A 15,486-nucleotide genomic window follows, 5' to 3' on the forward strand; every position below is an offset into this window, starting at 1 on the left:
CCGTGGCTGGGCAGTTGGTTATTCAGGGATCGGGGTTAACGGCGGGCGTCGATGCTTTCGACGAACTGGTCGAATAGCAGGTCCAGATCGTGCGGCCCGGGACTCGCCTCAGGGTGCCCCTGAAAGCTAAAGGCCGGACAATCGGTGCGGCGGATGCCCTGCAGGCTGCCGTCGAACAGCGACCGGTGGGTGGCCTCGAGGTGGGCCGGCAGGCTGTCCTCTTCGACCGCGAAACCATGGTTCTGGCTCGAGATCAGCACGCGCTTGCCATGGATGTCCTGGACGGGGTGGTTCGCGCCGTGGTGGCCGAACTTCATCTTGCTGGTCTTCGCCCCGCTGGCGAGAGCCAGCAACTGATGGCCGAGGCAGATGCCGAACAGCGGAATGCCGCTCTCCAGGAAGCGCTCGATGTCGCCGATGGCCTTGGTACAGGCTGCCGGGTCGCCCGGGCCGTTGCCGACCAGGATACCGTCCGGCTTGCTGGCCAGAAGCTCGTCAACCGGCATGTCGGCCGGGAACAGTGTGATCCGGCAACCCCGGTCGACCAGCTTCCTAAGGATGTTGTGCTTGAAGCCGTAGTCGTACGCGACGATGTGACGGCTGGGCTCGGGGCGCTCGCCGTCCTCCACCCACCAGGAACCGGAAGTCCATTCACGTACTTCTCGGGTGCCGACTTCGGGGATCAGATCCATGCCGGCCAGCCCGGCGAAGCCTTTCGCCTTCTCGATGGCCGCGGTCGCGTCCAGTTCGCTGCCGGCCACGATGCAGCCATTCAGCGCCCCCTGATCGCGCAGACGCCGGGTCAGTTCGCGGGTATCGACCTCGGAGATCGCCACGACGCCGTGTTCACGGCAATAGTCCTCGAGTGTCTGCTCGCCGCGCCAGGAACTCATCTGCCCGGAATCACGCACCACCAGGCCGGCGACGTGAACCGAGTCGGACTCGGCATCCTCGGAATTGGTGCCGACGTTGCCGATGTGCGGGTAGGTCAGGGTCACGATCTGGCGACGGTATGACGGGTCGGTGAGGATCTCCTGGTAGCCCGTCATCGCGGTGTTGAACACCACCTCACCCACGGACTCCCCGTCGACACCAATGGAGGTGCCGTAAAAAACGCTCCCGTCTTCGAGAGCCAGGAGCGCCGTGTTGGCCGGGAGCCCGGTGTTCGCGTCTGAGACCGTGCTATCCAAGAACTTTCCCCCACAGATATGTCATGTCGCCCTGCCCGAGTTGGCACTGGCCGCCGAGGCGGCGCAGGCCCCTCGGTTTCGGGCCGCAATTATGACTGAAACTCCCCAACGCTGTCCACGGCGAAACGCCGTTTCTCCGGGGCCAATTGCCGGTTTTCGGGTTTTCGGGCGACCGCTCGCGACAAAAGGGGGTGGCGGCACGTTCAGACTGGCTTCAGACCGAGCACGTGACTCATGTCGTAAAGGCCGGCCGGCTTGTCTGCCACCCACTGGGCCGCGCGCACCGCACCCTTGGCAAACGTCATGCGGCTGGAGGCCTTGTGCGTGATCTCGACCCGCTCCCCGATACCCGCGAACAGCACGGTGTGATCGCCAACCACATCGCCGCCGCGAATGGTGGAGAAGCCGATGGTTTCCGCGGACCGCTCACCGGTAATCCCTTCACGTCCGTAGATCGCGACGCGCTGCAGGTCACGGTCGAGAGCGTCAGCCACCGATTCACCCAGACGCAGCGCCGTGCCGGAGGGGGCATCGACCTTGTGGCGATGGTGTGCCTCGATGATTTCGACGTCGTAATCGTCGCCCAGCATGGTGGCTACCTGTCCCAGCACCTGCAGCAGCACGTTGATGCCGATGCTCATGTTGGGCGCGAAGACCACCGGGATGTCACGGGCCGCGTCCGCCAGAATTTCCTTCTGCGCGTCGGAGAGGCCGGTCGTGCCGATGACAATCGCCCGGCCGCTCTCGCGGCACATTTCCAGGTGGCGCATGGTGGCGTCGATCGAGGTGAAGTCGATCAGGACATCGAACTCGTCGCTATGCCCCGGCAGGTCGTCGCGGACCGGCACACCGATCTGGCCGATCCCGGCGATCTGGCCGGCATCCTGCCCGATCAGCGGGCTTCCCGAGCGCGCAAAGGCGGCACCCATCCGCGTGTGCCCGCCCTGATGAGCGGCCTCGATCAGGCGACGCCCCATGCGCCCGTTGGCGCCTACTACCCCGACACGTGTACTCATGACGTTTGGCTGGTCCTCTGGTTTTGCGTGTTGATGCGCAGTCTACCAAGCCGCGCAACGGGGTTTGCCCTACAGCTTGAAGAACCCGGCGCGATAGTGGGAGAGCTCGGCCACCGAGCCGCGAATATCGTCCATGGCCTGGTGGTTCGAGTGCTTGCGAAAGCCGGCCAGCACGTCGGGTTGCCAGCGGCGCGCGAGCTCCTTGATCGTCGAGACATCCAGGTTCCGGTAATGGAAATACGCCTCGAGCTCGGGCATCTCCCGTGCGAGGAAGCGTCGATCCTGGCAGATGCTGTTGCCGCACATCGGCGAGGCACGCTCCGGCACGTACTGGCGCAGAAACTCGATGGTGCTCCGCTCGGCTGAGCGCATGTCGCTGTCGCTCGACCGGACCCGCTCGATCAGCCCGCTCTGGCCATGAACGCGCTGGTTCCACTCGTCCATGCCGGCCAGCGCCGACTCGGGTTGCTGGATGGCGATCACCGGTCCTTCGGCCAGCACGTTGAGGTGCTTGTCGGTAACCAGGGTGGCAATCTCGATGATCGTGTCGTTGACCGGATCCAGGCCGGTCATCTCGAGGTCGATCCAGATGAGATTGTCTTCCGGGACGTGCATGCGGTATCTCCTGAATGATTTCGGTCTCGGTGCCGCCGAAACGGCTCACGAGCCTAGCACGTGGCGGCCTGCCCTTGCCGAGACCGTGTCACGGCTGACATCCACGCCGCGGGCTTCGCTATACTGTCGGGCGGGTTTCGCCGGCCCTTCCGGCCCGTGAGCCTATCGGCACCTGTTCGCCCCGCCAATGCAGCCTGGAAGCGCATCAACATGCCCGAACTCACCGACATTGATCGTCAGGACGAGCTCGATTCGCTGATCCACGAGATCCGGGACACGCTCGCGCGCCACGAAGTGCACGAGGACGATGGCGGCACGGACGATCACGCGCCGCCGATCGAAGACCTGCTGCGGGACCAGGACCTGGAGCGCCTGGCGCGCAAGATCGAGCCGTTGCACCCCGCCGACATCGCCAAGGTGCTGGAGTCCCTGCCCCAGAACGAGCGACTGCTCATCTGGGAGCTGGTTCACTCCGACCGAGACGGCGATGTCCTCCTGGAGGTCTCCGACTCGGTGCGCGACAGCCTGATCGAGGCGATGGACCGAGAGGAGATCCTCAACGCCGCCTCGAGTCTTGATACCGACGAGCTCGCCGACCTCGCGCCCGATCTGCCCGAAGGCATGATGCAGGACGTGTTCACGGCGCTACCGATCGACGAGCGCGAGAAGCTGCGCTTCGTCATGTCCTACGAGGAGGACACCATCGGCTCGCTGATGGACTTCGACCTGGTGACGGTGCGCGGCGACGTCACCATCGAGGTCGCCCTGCGCTACCTGCGCCGGATGGAATCCCTGCCCGACCACACCGACAAGCTGTTCGTCGTCGACCGCGACGGGCTGTTCGAGGGTGTGATCCACCTCAAGACACTGCTTCTGAACGATCCGGAAACGATCGTCGACGAGGTCATGGTGAGCGACGTGGTGCGCTTTCACCCCGAGGACAGCGCCCGCGACGGCGCCGATGCCTTCGAGCGTTACGACCTGGTCAGCGCGCCGGTCGTCGACGAGGTCGACCGCCTGGTCGGCCGGGTCACGATCGACGCCGTGGTCGACTTCATCCGCGAATCGAGCGACGAAGAACGCCTTTCGCAAGTGGGCCTGACCGAGGAGGAGGACATCTTCGCCCCGGTCAGAAAGTCGGTGCGCAACCGTGCGCCGTGGCTGGCCGTGAACCTGGTCACCGCGATCATCGCCGCCCAGGTGATCGGGCTGTTCGAGGGTTCGATCGAGAGATTGGTCGCACTCGCGGCGCTGATGCCGATCGTCGCCGGCATGGGCGGCAACGTCGGCAACCAGACGATCACCATGATCGTGCGCGAGCTGGCCTTTCGGAAACTTGGCGGCGGCGACATCCGGCTGCTCTACGGCAAGGAGTTGAAGGTCGCGCTGATCAACGGCGTGGTCTGGGGTGGCGTGCTCGGTCTGGTCACCTTCCTCATGTACCAGAACCCGGGTGTCTCGGCCGTGATGCTTGCCGCGGTCACCCTCAATTTCCTTAGTGCGGCCTTCTTCGGTGTCACCATCCCGATCGTCCGCACCCGCCTCGGACGCGATCCGGCGCTGGGTAGCGCGGTGATGATCACGGCGATCACGGACTCGGGCGGTTTTTTCATCTTCCTCGGCCTTGCCACCCTGTTCCTGCTGTAACCCCCATGAGCCGAAAGATCCGCCTGAGCAAGCAGCAGCAACGCCAGATCGACCGGCGACGACGCGTCCATTCGGCCGCGGATGACTCGCTGGAGCGCGGCATCGTGGTCACTCACCACGGTCATGACCTGCTGATCGAAGACGCCGCGCACCAGCTGCTGCGCGGCCGTGCACGGCGCACGGTCGGGCGCCTGACGACCGGCGACCGCATCCGCTGGCGACGCGACGAGCAGGACAACGTGGTGATCGAACAGCGCGAGGATCGTCGCAACCTGCTGATCCGCCCGGACGCCTACGGCAAGAAAAAAATGATGGCGGCCAACATCGATCAGGTGCTGGTGGTCACCTCCGCCCTGCCCTGGATGAACCCCGAGGTGGTAGAGCGCACCCTGGTGGCCGTTCTCGCCCTGCCGGCCACGCCGGTGATCGTCCTCAACAAGGCCGATCTGCTACCCACCCTGCCCGAGTCGGATCGACGCGAGATCGAGGAGACGCTGGATCTCTGGACGTCGCTGGGGTTCGAGGTGATCCGGACCTCGGTCAAGTCGGGAGAAGGGATCGAATCACTGCGCAACCGCCTGCGCGAGCAGATCACACTCACCGTCGGCCTGTCCGGCGTGGGCAAGACCTCGCTGACGCGCGAAATCACGCCGAAGGCCGATCAGGCGGCCATCGGCGAGATCTCGGCTTTCAACCGCGAAGGGACGCACACCACCCGCGCAAGCACGCTCTACCGGTTTCCAGACGGTGACGGCGGCTTGATTGATGCCCCGGGCGTGCGGGACTTCCCGTTGGAAACGGTGCCGTCAGATGCGCTCGCCGCCGCCTTCCCGGAGATCACCGACGCCGCTGCCTACTGCCGATTCAACGACTGCCGCCACCTGAACGAACCCGGCTGTGCCGTGCGCGAGGCGGCCGAGACCGGCGAGATCCTGCCACGGCGACTGGCCCAGTATCAGGCCCTCGTCGAGGCCAGAAACGCTCGATAAGTCGAACGGGCCATCAGCCCGGCGGCCACTGCATTCCTCGCCCGCCGAGCAGATGCAAGTGAAGGTGATAGACGTCCTGTCCGCCGTCCCGATTGCAGTTGAACACCGTCCGGTAACCCGACTCGTCGATCCCTTCCTGCGCGGCAATCTCCCCGGCGACCACAAACAACTCACCGATCAGCGGCGCATCCTCCGGCGCGATGTCATTGACCGTCGGGATCGCCTTCTTGGGAATGATCAGCACGTGCACCGGCGCCTGCGGATTGATGTCACGGAAGGCGAGAATCCGCTCGTTTTCGAACACGATGTCGGCCGGGATCTCCCGGTTGATGATCTTGCTGAAAATGGTCTCGCTCACGGGTTGCATGCCTCGGACGGAATGAATTCGCCCCCAGCTTAGCCTAAGTTCATCGCTCCGCAGTGCTCGGTTCGCCCACTGCAAACTTTGCTAGTTGCAGAACTCATTAGTATCGTATCGTTTTCACGCCACGCGTCGGCCCGCCGTATGCCGTGGGCACCAATCGCCATCGCTCGCTGGCTCATTACACGGTACGAATCCATGCTTACGAACGTCGTACGATCCGTCGCCCGCACCGGGCGTCCCGGCCTGTCGCTGATCGCAGCCGGTCTGCTGCTCGGTCCGGCTCTCGGCGCTCAGGCCCAGTCGGGCGGTCAGAAACCGCCTCCGCCAAAGGTCCCTGTGATCACGGTCGAGACCGCATCGGCCGCCGTGTACAAGGAATACGCGGGGCGCACCGAAGCGAATCGACACGTGGAAGTCCGAGCTCAGGTCGACGGCATACTCGAGAGCCGCGAATACACCGAAGGGGCGCGCGTGGCCAAGGGCGACCCGCTGTTCCGCATCGACGCACGGCCGTACCAGGCGGCAGTGCACGAGGCCGAGGCGGACCTCGCCGCGGCACAGGCGACCCTCGCGGCGGCGCAACGCGACTGGCGCCGGGTCAATTCTCTATTCGAGCGCGGGGTGGCGAGCGAGAAGCAGCGCGACGATGCGCGATCCGCCCTCGAGACCGCCCGGGCCGGCGTGAAGGTTGCCGAGGCCCAGCTCGAATCCGCCCAGGTCGACCTCGACTACACCACGGTTGCGGCTCCGATCCCCGGCATTGCCGGTCGACGCGCCGTCTCTGCTGGCAACCTGATCGAGGTCGGTGACCGACTGGTAAGCCTGGACGAGATCGACCCGATCCAGATCGTGCTTTCCTACCCGCTGGACGATCCGTTCGCGGACAGCGATGCGCTCAATCCCACACCCGAGCGACCGACGCCGGCGGAAGTGGTCGGCATTACCGGCCCGAACGGGCAACCACTCACCGGCAAGCTCGACTACCGCACGGCGGCCATCGACGAACAGACCAACTCAATCCGGCTGCGCGGCGTGTTCGACAACCCCGGAGACGTGTTACGTCCCAACCGCTATGTCCGGGTACGGATTCAGGTCGCCAGTGTCTCGGACGCGGTCATCGTGCCGGAAACGGCGATCGGCACCGGTCCGGAACCGGGGAGCACCGTCGTCTACGTCGTTGGCGAGAACGACACCGCCCAGCAAAAGCGTGTCGAGCTGGGCCCCATGAGCGATCAGGGCCGCATTGTCGAGTCCGGGCTCGAAGCCGGCGAGCGGCTCGTCATCGACGGGCTGCTCAAGGTGCGCCCGGGCGCGCCGGTCAAGCCGCAGACACCCTCCGACGACAACGACTGACGCTGCCTTCCGTCGAGCCACCCCGCCTGCCGTGACGTATTTCACGACAGGCACGGAGACCACCGATGTTCTCGAAATTCTTCATTGACCGCCCCATTTTCTCGACGGTTCTCGCGATCGTGATCATGATCGCCGGTGGCGCCGCGTTCACCGGTCTGCCGGTGGAACAGTACCCGAAGATCGTGCCGCCCGAGGTCGAGGTCCAGGCCACCTACGCCGGCGCCGATGCCGCCACCATCGCCGAATCCGTCGCCGCCCCGCTCGAGCAGGCGATCAACGGCGTCGACGACATGCTCTACATGACGTCGGGCAGCTCGGACGCCGGCACGATGAACCTCTCGGTCACCTTTGCGACCGGTACCGACCCGGACCAGGCGGCGATCGACGTCAACAACCGTGTCCAGCGCGCGCTGCCACAACTGCCGCAGGAGGTCCGCGACCAGGGGGTGGTGGTCAACAAGAAAAGCAGCGCACTGCTGATGGTGATCACCCTGCTCTCGGAGAACGAGCAGTTCGACACCAAATTCCTGAGCAACTACGGCCTGATCAACATCATCGACTCGCTCAAGCGGGTCGACGGCATCGGTGATGCCCGCCTGTTCGGCGCCCAGGACTACTCGATCCGCGTCTGGTTCGATCCGGCGAAGCTGGCCCACTTCGGGCTGACCCAGGACGACGTGGCCACGGCAATCCGTGAACAGAACGCCCAGTTTGCCGCCGGCAAGTTCAACGCCGCGCCCAACAAGAAAGGCGAGGCCTTCACCTACACCATCAGTGCGGAGGGACGGTTCTCCGAGGTAAGCGAGTTCGAGAACATCATCCTGGCTGCCGGTGGGGACGGCGGCACGCTGCGTCTCAAGGACGTCGCCCGGGTCGAGCTGGGCACCAAGACCTACGGCTTCAACGCCACCTACAACGGCAAACCCACCGTGCCGATGGGCCTGTACCTAGCACCGGGCGCGAACGCGCTCGAGACCGTCGATCAGGTCCGTGAGCAAATGAAACAGCTCGCCGAGCGGTTCCCCGGCGACATGGACTATCGCATCCCGCTGGACACCACCGATTTCGTCCGCATCTCGATCAAGGAAGTCCTCAAGACCTTCCTCGAGGCACTGCTGCTGGTGGTGCTGGTGATCTTCGTCTTCCTGCAGAAGCCGCGAGCGACCATCGTGCCGCTGGTCGCGATCCCGGTTGCCCTGATCGGCGCGCTTGCCGGCCTGTTCATGAGCGGCATGTCGATCAATCTACTGACCCTGTTCGGCTTCGTGCTCGCCATCGGCATCGTAGTGGACGACGCGATCATCGTGATCGAAAACGTCGAACGCCTGATGCGCGAGGAAAAGCTCAATGCCCGCGACGCCTCGATCAAGGCGATGGAACAGGTCACCGGCCCGATCGTGGCCACCACGCTGGTGCTGCTCGCGGTGTTCGTGCCGGTTGCCTTCATCCCGGGACTCGCCGGCGAGATGTATCGCCAGTTCGCCGTAGCGCTGTCTATCTCGGTGGTGCTTTCCGGGGTCGTAGCCCTGACACTTACCCCGTCGATGACCGCCCTGCTCCTGAAGAATCACAAGGAGAAAGAGCCCTCCCTGCCGTTCCGGTTGTTCAACCGGGGCTTCGACGCGTTCCGCGACGGCTACATGAAGCTGGTCAACTTCTTCCTCGTGGCCTGGCCGATCGGCCTGCTGGTTTTCGCCGGCGTGGTCGTCGCCGCTGTGGTGATGCTGCGGAGCACCCCGACCGGACTGGTGCCGGAGGAAGATCCGGGCTACTTCATATCCGCGATCAACCTCGACCCGGCCGCAAGTCTCGAGCGTACCGGGGAGGTACGCGACGAATACTCGCGGCTGGTGCGCCAGAACCCGGACGTGCACATGCAGGTCGCCTTCGCCGGTTACGATCTCCTGGCCGGCACGCAGCGCTCTTACAAGGGCGTGACCTTTACCCGCCTGAAGGACTGGTCGGAACGCCCGGATGACGATCAGAGCGTCCAGGCCGCCGTCGGCAAGGCCATGGGCGCGGGTGCGCAGATCGAGGAAGGCTTCATCATGTCCTTCGTGCCGCCACCGATCCGCGGCATGTCGACCACCGGCGGTTTCGAGGCCTACCTGCAGCAGCGCGGCTCGGCGGACGTCAAGGCGCTTGCACAGGCCACCAACGCGCTGGTGGCCGCTGCCAACCAGCGCCCCGAGCTGGCCGGCGTACGTACCACCTTCGTCGACAACACGCCGCAATTCCGCATCGACGTCGACCGCGAGGAGGCGTACGCGCTGGACATCCCGGTGGCGGCCATCTTCCGCACCATGCAGGGCACCTTCGGCACGCGCTACGTCAACGACTTCACCCTGTTCGGCCGGAACTTCCAGGTCAATCTCGCCGCCGAGGCGGATCACCGGGCCAACCCCGAGGACCTCGAGCAGGTGTTCGTGCGGGGCGGCAACCAAGAGCTGGTGCCGATCAGCTCGGTCGTATCACTTACACGCACGACCGGCGCCGACGTGATCAACCGCTTCAACATCTTCCCGGCAGCCAAGATCATGGGTCAGCCGGCGCCGGGTTATTCCTCCGGGCAGGCCCTCGAGGCCATGCAGGCCGTGGTCGACGAGACGCTGGGCGGCGGCGATTACACCATCGGCTGGGTGGGCTCGGCGTTTCAGGAACTCAGTTCCGGGTCGGCCGGCTCGATCGCCTTCCTGCTGGGCGTGATCATGGTCTTCCTGATCCTGGCCGCGCAGTACGAGCGCTGGTCGCTGCCGTTCGCGGTGATTACCGCGGTGCCCTTCGCGGTACTCGGCGCACTGATCGCCATCTGGATGCGTGACCTGAACATCGACATCTACTTCCAGGTCGGCCTGCTGGTGCTGATCGCGATGTCGGCCAAGAACGCCATACTGGTGGTCGAGTTCGCCTCGAAGATGCACACGCAGGACGGTCTGTCCATCAAGGAAGCTGCCCTCAAGGCCGCGCGTATCCGCTTCCGTCCGGTCATCATGACCTCGATGGCCTTCATCCTCGGCGTCCTGCCACTGGCCATTGCCACCGGGGCCGGCGAAGCGGCGCGACACTCGCTCGGGACCCCGATCGTCGGCGGGATGATCCTCGCGACTTATGTGGCTATCCTGTTCATTCCGATGTTCTTTGAGCTGCTGCAGACCGGCAGCGAGAAGCTGTTCGGAAACCGCCGCAAAAAGACGGACGCCTAGAGGGGACACTCCATGCCGAGCTCGACACCGCGGGAGGCGTGCCTTCCCCTGGGCCATTCCCGCCTCACGGCTCATCTCGAAGCCGGCTCGGCCGGTATCGAGCGCATGTGGGTCGGGCCGGAAACCGCCCCCTGCAAACCACCAGCCGACGAGCCGGCGTGGGCCGATGTCATCGCTGCCCTCACCCACTGGCCTGAGCGGTTGTCGGCGGGCGCGGACTGGACGCGCCACCCCGCGTTTCCCGAGGTTGGCACACCCTTTCAACGGGCGGTGTGGAGCGCACTGTGCGCGATTCCGCCGGGCAAGACGGTGGGTTACGGCGAACTGGCACGACGCATCGGTCGGCCGAGGGCGGCCCGAGCCATCGGCCAGGCGGTCGGCGCCAACCCCTGGGCACCATTGGTGCCCTGCCATCGGGTATTGGCCGGAGACGGATCGCTGGGAGGCTATGCGGGCGGCACGGCCGTCAAGTCGGCCCTGCTCGCCCTGGAAGGGATCGCGGCGCGGCGCGACTAGTCCGAATCGTCCCCGACGGGCGAGCGCCGGTTCCCGGCCTGCTCGTCCAGCTGCCGCCAGTGGGTAATTCGTTCTGCAATGGTGCGCTCCAGCCCCCGGTCCACGGGACGATAGAAGCGTTCGCCCGTCAGTCCGTCGGGGAGATAGGTTTCGCCAGCGGCATAGGCATCGGGTTCGTCGTGGGCATAGCGGTAGCCCTTGCCCCAACCTTCGCGCTCCATCAGTGAGGTCGGGGCATTGCGCAGGTGCATCGGCACCGGGTCCGTTCCGCGCTGCTTCACCGTGGCGAGAATGGCGTTATGCGCGTTGTAGACGGCGTTGCTCTTCGGTGCCACCGCCAGATACATCGCCGCCTGTGTCAGCATCAGCTCGCCTTCCGGGATACCTAGCCGGTCGTAGGCAGTCCAGGCGTCCAGCGCCACATTGAGCGCGCGCGGGTCGGCATTCCCGATGTCCTCCGAGGCGATACGCACCAGTCGGCGGGCTAGATAGGCTGGATCCGCGCCGCCATCGAGCATCCGCAGCAGCCAATAGGCGCCGGCATCCGGATTGGAACCGCGAATCGCCTTGTGCATTGCCGAGATCTGGTCGTAGAACTCGTCACCGCCTTGGTCGAATCGCCGCGGTGACTGGGACATGAGCGCCTCGAGCGTACCCTCGTCCACCTCACGCGCGTCACCCGCATCGGTTTCGTGCGCCAACTGCGCGGCCAGCTCGAGCAGGGTCAGCAAGCGTCGTGCGTCACCATCCGCCGCCGCCACCAGCCGGTCGGCAATCACCGGTTCCATGGTCAAGCTCGGCCCGCCGGTGGTCTCGCGCACACCCTCGGGATGTTCCAGTGCTCGTTCGAGCAGCGACTTCAACGCGCCATCCCCCAGCGGTTCGAGCCGATAGACACGCAGCCGCGACAACAGCGCATTATTGAGCGAGAACGACGGGTTTTCCGTGGTGGCGCCGACCAGCACAAGCACGCCGCGCTCCACGGATGGCAGGAGCTGGTCCTGCTGGGACTTGTTGAAGCGATGGATCTCGTCGAGGAACAACACCGTCAGCCGGCCAGTGGCCTGTCGCCGGGCGCGTGCGGCTTCGATTACGCCCCGCAGTTCGCGCACTCCCGCCTCTACCGCCGACAGGTGCACGATCTCGGCTTGAAGACGTTCGGCATACAGCCGGGCCAGCGTGGTCTTGCCCACGCCGGGAGGACCCCACAGCAGGCAGGAATGCGCCTGCCCTTTCTCCATGGCAACCCGCAGCGGGGCCTCGTCCCCCACCACCCGGACCTGACCGGCGAAATCGGTCAGATCGTGCGGGCGCAGACGGTCGGCGAGCGGACGGTAGGCGTCGGCCGGCTCGCGGGGCTGAGCCGGCTCCGGCGGCGGCTCTTCACTGCCGAAAAGGTCGTCCTGGGGAGGGGTGCCAGCGGCCATCCGGGATCAACGCACGCCCGGCGGTTGGGTGGCCTCGACCACGTCCACGCCCTCGGGCGGGTCGAACCGGAAGCGGGACTCGTCGACCGACTGATTGTATTCCCGCGCATCAAAGGAAACTCGCGTGGTCTGATCGAGTTGATCGACGAAGCGCATTTCTTCCACGCCACGGGCGTCCACGCCCAGCAACACCTCGCGGAAGTCGCCGGCCTCCTCCCGCGGACGCAGCGCAAACCAGGCCAGGTCACCGTCGCTTTCGAGCGCCCGGATGCGGAAGACCTCGTCCACCGGACGGTCGCCCATCAGGATCGCGATAGGCGCTCCCTGGGTGGCCTCGAGGGGCGAGCGAGTCGCCTGGCGCAGGTCGGGCTCGTACACCCACAACACGCCGTCGTTGGCGATCAGCTCCTGGACGTAGGGCTTTTCGTAGCGCCAGTAAAAGCGCCCGGGCCGGTCCAGGACGAAATGCCCGCTGGATTCGCGACGCAGGTTGCCCTCGGCATCCCGGCGCTGCTGAACGAACTCGGCGGCGAAGGTGTCCACGGACGACAATTGCTCGACCAGCGCCTCTACGGTGCGGGGCTTTTCGGCCATGGCCGGGGCCGCAAGCGGACCGAGTGCCGCCAAAAGTGCGAGGAGTTGGAGGGGGGTTCGAAAGCTCATTAGTGACCTTATGCGTTACAGGGTATGTTCGATACCCGGAGCGAGGCGCAGTTCCGTTCCTGCACGGCGGGAGACCCCTGGGTCGGCCCGACGAGGAACGCGAGTCGGATCAGCGAGGCGGAGGCGGCGCAATCACCTCGCGGCTGCCATTGGCACCCAGCGCCCCGACGACGCCGTCCGCTTCCATCTGCTCGACCAGCCGGGCGGAACGGTTGTAGCCGATCTTTAGCCGGCGCTGCACGTAAGAGATGGACGCCTTGCGGGATTCGGTGACGATCGCGACCGCCTGGTCGTAGAGCTCGTCAATCTCCTCGCCGTCCGCGCGGACCGGCTTCTCGCCCGGCAGCGTGACATTGGCCGCCGTCTGCTCGGAGAGCACCTCGTCGACGTATTCGGGCTCGCCGAGCGTCTTGAGTGCCTCGACGACCCGGTGGACCTCCTCGTCACCGACGAACGCGCCGTGTACGCGCATCGGCATGCCGCTTCCCGGCGGCAGATAGAGCATGTCACCGTGGCCGAGCAGATGCTCGGCGCCCATCTGGTCGAGAATGGTGCGGGAATCCACCTTCGAGGACACCTGGAAGGCGATACGCGTGGGGATGTTGGCCTTGATCAGGCCGGTGATCACGTCGACCGACGGACGCTGGGTCGCCAGGATCAGGTGGATACCGGCGGCACGCGCCTTCTGCGCCAGCCGGGCGATCAGCTCTTCGACCTTCTTGCCAACCACCATCATCATGTCGGCGAACTCGTCGACGACGATGACGAGATACGGCATCGGTTCGAGCGTCGGCGGCGGCAGATCCGGGTCGAAGGCCTGTGCGTGGTCGTAGAACGGGTCCTTGATCGGTTCGCCGCGGGCAATCGCTTCGCGGATCTTCTCGTTGGCCCCGGCAATGTTGCGCACGCCAAGCTTGGCCATCAGTCGGTAGCGCCGCTCCATCTCGCCCACGGCCCAGCGCAACGCGTTGGACGCTTCCTTCATGTCGGTGACGACCGGCGCGAGCAGATGTCCGATGCCTTCGTACACCGACAATTCGAGCATCTTCGGGTCGATCAGGATCAGGCGGACTTCCTCGGCCGTCGCCTTGTACAGCAGGCTCAGGATCATGGCGTTCACGCCGACCGACTTACCCGAGCCGGTCGTGCCTGCCACCAGCAGGTGCGGCATCCGCGCCAGGTCCGCCATGATCGGCTCGCCACCGATATCCTTGCCCAAGGCCACGGTCAACGGCGAGCGGGCCTCACGATAGCGGCGCGACTCAAGCAGTTCGCGCAGTGCAATCACTTCGCGCGAGGTATTGGGGATCTCCAGGCCGACCGTCGACTTGCCGGGGATCACCTCGACCACACGCACCGAGACGATCGACAGCGCGCGGGCGAGATCCTTGGCCAGATTGGAGATCTGGCTGACCTTCACGCCCGGTGCCGGTTGCAACTCGAAGCGCGTGATCACGGGGCCCGGATGAGCGGCGACCACCTCGACCGAGACCCCGAACTCGGACAGGCGAGCCTCGATCACCTCGGACATGTGCTGCAGGTCGTCCTGGTTGAAACCGCTGCTCTGCTGCACCGGCCGGTCGAGTAATTCGAGGATCGGCTTGCCGTCTGCGGTGCCAAGCTCCGGCTGCGGCGGCTTGCCCGCGCTCCCCTTCGCCCGCGCCGTGGACGGTGCCGGTGGCTTGGGCGCTGCCGGCTTAGGCTTGCTCACTTTCGGCGCGGGGGAATCGAGTCGGGGTTCCTGCTTGCGACGCTTCTGTTCGACTTCAGCATAGCTCGCCCCGACCTCGGGCACCGGCTTCGGTCCGGGCTTGCCGGACCACGGCAAACGCCGAGCCACCCAGCCGGCCACGAAACGTGATCCATTCCACAGCCGCATCAAGCTGGCCCCGATCAGGTCGAACAGCGCGAACCAGGACAGGCCGGTCGTCGCGGAAATGCCCAGCATCCCAAGCCCCAACAGCACGAGCGTGCTCCCGAGTGCGCCGAGCAGTCGGACCATGCCCTCGGCCATCACCAGGCCCACCACGCCGCCGGCCGAAAGCCCCTCGGGCGAAACGAACGGGGCGTGGTTGATGGCAGCCAGCACACTCACGCACAGCACGAGAAGAGCCGCGCCCAGCCACTGGATCGCAAACGGCAAATCCGCCCAAGGCTGGCCCTGCCGCGCTCGGCGGAAGGTACGCCACAGCAGCGGTAACAGAGCTGGCACCACCATGTAGGCACCCAGCCCGACCAGGTAGCGGGATGCATCGGCGACCCACGCGCCAACCAGGCCGGCGGCGTTTTGTACTTGTCCGCCGGTCACGCTGAAGCCCGGGTCGCTGGGCGAGTAGCTCAACAGCGCAAGCAGGTAGACACCGAGCAACAGCGACACGACCAGCAGCGCAAGCTCCAACAGGGCGAGCTGGGGACGGAAGATCGCGGGCTTGGTCATTCCGGGCATTGCTGGCCGCCTATCCTTAACTGGGTCAATGGCTTATTGCATATTCTTAGAGTGACG

At 65.5% G+C, this 15,486-nt stretch carries 12 protein-coding genes; 5 read left to right on the forward strand and 7 right to left on the reverse strand.

Annotation, left to right across the window (positions count from 1 at the left end; all coding sequences use genetic code 11):
- Nucleotides 1-35: 35 nt before the first annotated feature.
- From carA to orn, 3 genes are all read right to left on the reverse strand, one after another.
- Entirely contained in the window at nucleotides 36-1,190 is a 1,155-nt protein-coding gene (gene carA / locus LV476_RS03030; RefSeq protein ID WP_250073198.1) for a glutamine-hydrolyzing carbamoyl-phosphate synthase small subunit, read from the reverse strand.
- A gap of 203 nt (nucleotides 1,191-1,393) precedes the next feature.
- Entirely contained in the window at nucleotides 1,394-2,206 is an 813-nt protein-coding gene (gene dapB / locus LV476_RS03035; protein WP_250073200.1) for a 4-hydroxy-tetrahydrodipicolinate reductase, read from the reverse strand.
- Nucleotides 2,207-2,275: 69 nt separating this feature from the next.
- Nucleotides 2,276-2,821, reverse strand: a complete 546-nt coding sequence (gene orn, locus LV476_RS03040; RefSeq protein ID WP_250073202.1) for an oligoribonuclease — start codon at nucleotides 2,819-2,821, stop codon at nucleotides 2,276-2,278.
- A gap of 210 nt (nucleotides 2,822-3,031) precedes the next feature.
- Between orn and mgtE the strand changes: the two genes are divergently transcribed.
- Together mgtE and rsgA are read left to right on the forward strand one after the other, a co-directional pair.
- Nucleotides 3,032-4,468 carry a magnesium transporter gene (mgtE, locus tag LV476_RS03045; protein ID WP_250073204.1) on the forward strand — a complete coding sequence of 479 codons (1,437 nt, stop codon included), beginning with the start codon at nucleotides 3,032-3,034 and terminating at the stop codon, nucleotides 4,466-4,468.
- 5 nt (nucleotides 4,469-4,473) lie between these two features.
- On the forward strand, nucleotides 4,474-5,457 hold the full coding sequence (rsgA, locus tag LV476_RS03050; RefSeq protein ID WP_250073213.1) for a ribosome small subunit-dependent GTPase A: 984 nt from the start codon (nucleotides 4,474-4,476) through the stop codon (nucleotides 5,455-5,457).
- Nucleotides 5,458-5,470: 13 nt separating this feature from the next.
- Here rsgA and LV476_RS03055 read toward each other — a convergent pair whose 3' ends face one another.
- A complete protein-coding gene (locus LV476_RS03055) occupies nucleotides 5,471-5,815 on the reverse strand; it encodes a histidine triad nucleotide-binding protein (RefSeq protein ID WP_250073215.1) in 345 nt (114 codons plus the stop codon).
- A gap of 201 nt (nucleotides 5,816-6,016) precedes the next feature.
- Between LV476_RS03055 and LV476_RS03060 the strand changes: the two genes are divergently transcribed.
- The 3 genes from LV476_RS03060 (at nucleotide 6,017) to LV476_RS03070 (ending at nucleotide 10,893) form a co-directional block, all read left to right on the forward strand.
- Entirely contained in the window at nucleotides 6,017-7,174 is a 1,158-nt protein-coding gene (locus LV476_RS03060) for an efflux RND transporter periplasmic adaptor subunit (RefSeq protein WP_250073218.1), read from the forward strand.
- A gap of 65 nt (nucleotides 7,175-7,239) precedes the next feature.
- Nucleotides 7,240-10,377, forward strand: coding sequence for an efflux RND transporter permease subunit (locus tag LV476_RS03065; RefSeq protein ID WP_250073220.1), 3,138 nt, complete (start codon nucleotides 7,240-7,242; stop codon nucleotides 10,375-10,377).
- Between the two features lie 12 nt (nucleotides 10,378-10,389).
- Nucleotides 10,390-10,893, forward strand: a complete 504-nt coding sequence (locus LV476_RS03070; RefSeq protein ID WP_250073229.1) for a methylated-DNA--[protein]-cysteine S-methyltransferase — start codon at nucleotides 10,390-10,392, stop codon at nucleotides 10,891-10,893.
- On the opposite strand, the gene LV476_RS03075 is transcribed toward LV476_RS03070, so the two are convergent.
- The 3 genes from LV476_RS03075 to LV476_RS03085 form a co-directional block, all read right to left on the reverse strand.
- Complete coding sequence (locus LV476_RS03075; RefSeq protein ID WP_250073230.1) at nucleotides 10,890-12,320, reverse strand: replication-associated recombination protein A; 1,431 nt, start codon at nucleotides 12,318-12,320, stop codon at nucleotides 10,890-10,892. The two genes, LV476_RS03070 and LV476_RS03075, sit on opposite strands and share 4 nt — an antisense overlap.
- Before the next feature lie 6 nt (nucleotides 12,321-12,326).
- Entirely contained in the window at nucleotides 12,327-12,983 is a 657-nt protein-coding gene (gene lolA, locus LV476_RS03080) for an outer membrane lipoprotein chaperone LolA (RefSeq protein WP_284047398.1), read from the reverse strand.
- Nucleotides 12,984-13,092: 109 nt separating this feature from the next.
- Nucleotides 13,093-15,429 carry a DNA translocase FtsK gene (locus LV476_RS03085; RefSeq protein WP_434062813.1) on the reverse strand — a complete coding sequence of 779 codons (2,337 nt, stop codon included), beginning with the start codon at nucleotides 15,427-15,429 and terminating at the stop codon, nucleotides 13,093-13,095.
- Nucleotides 15,430-15,486: the final 57 nt, after the last annotated feature.

The organism is Guyparkeria hydrothermalis (assembly GCF_023555385.1).
Classification (GTDB): Bacteria; Pseudomonadota; Gammaproteobacteria; order Halothiobacillales; family Halothiobacillaceae; genus Guyparkeria; species Guyparkeria hydrothermalis_A.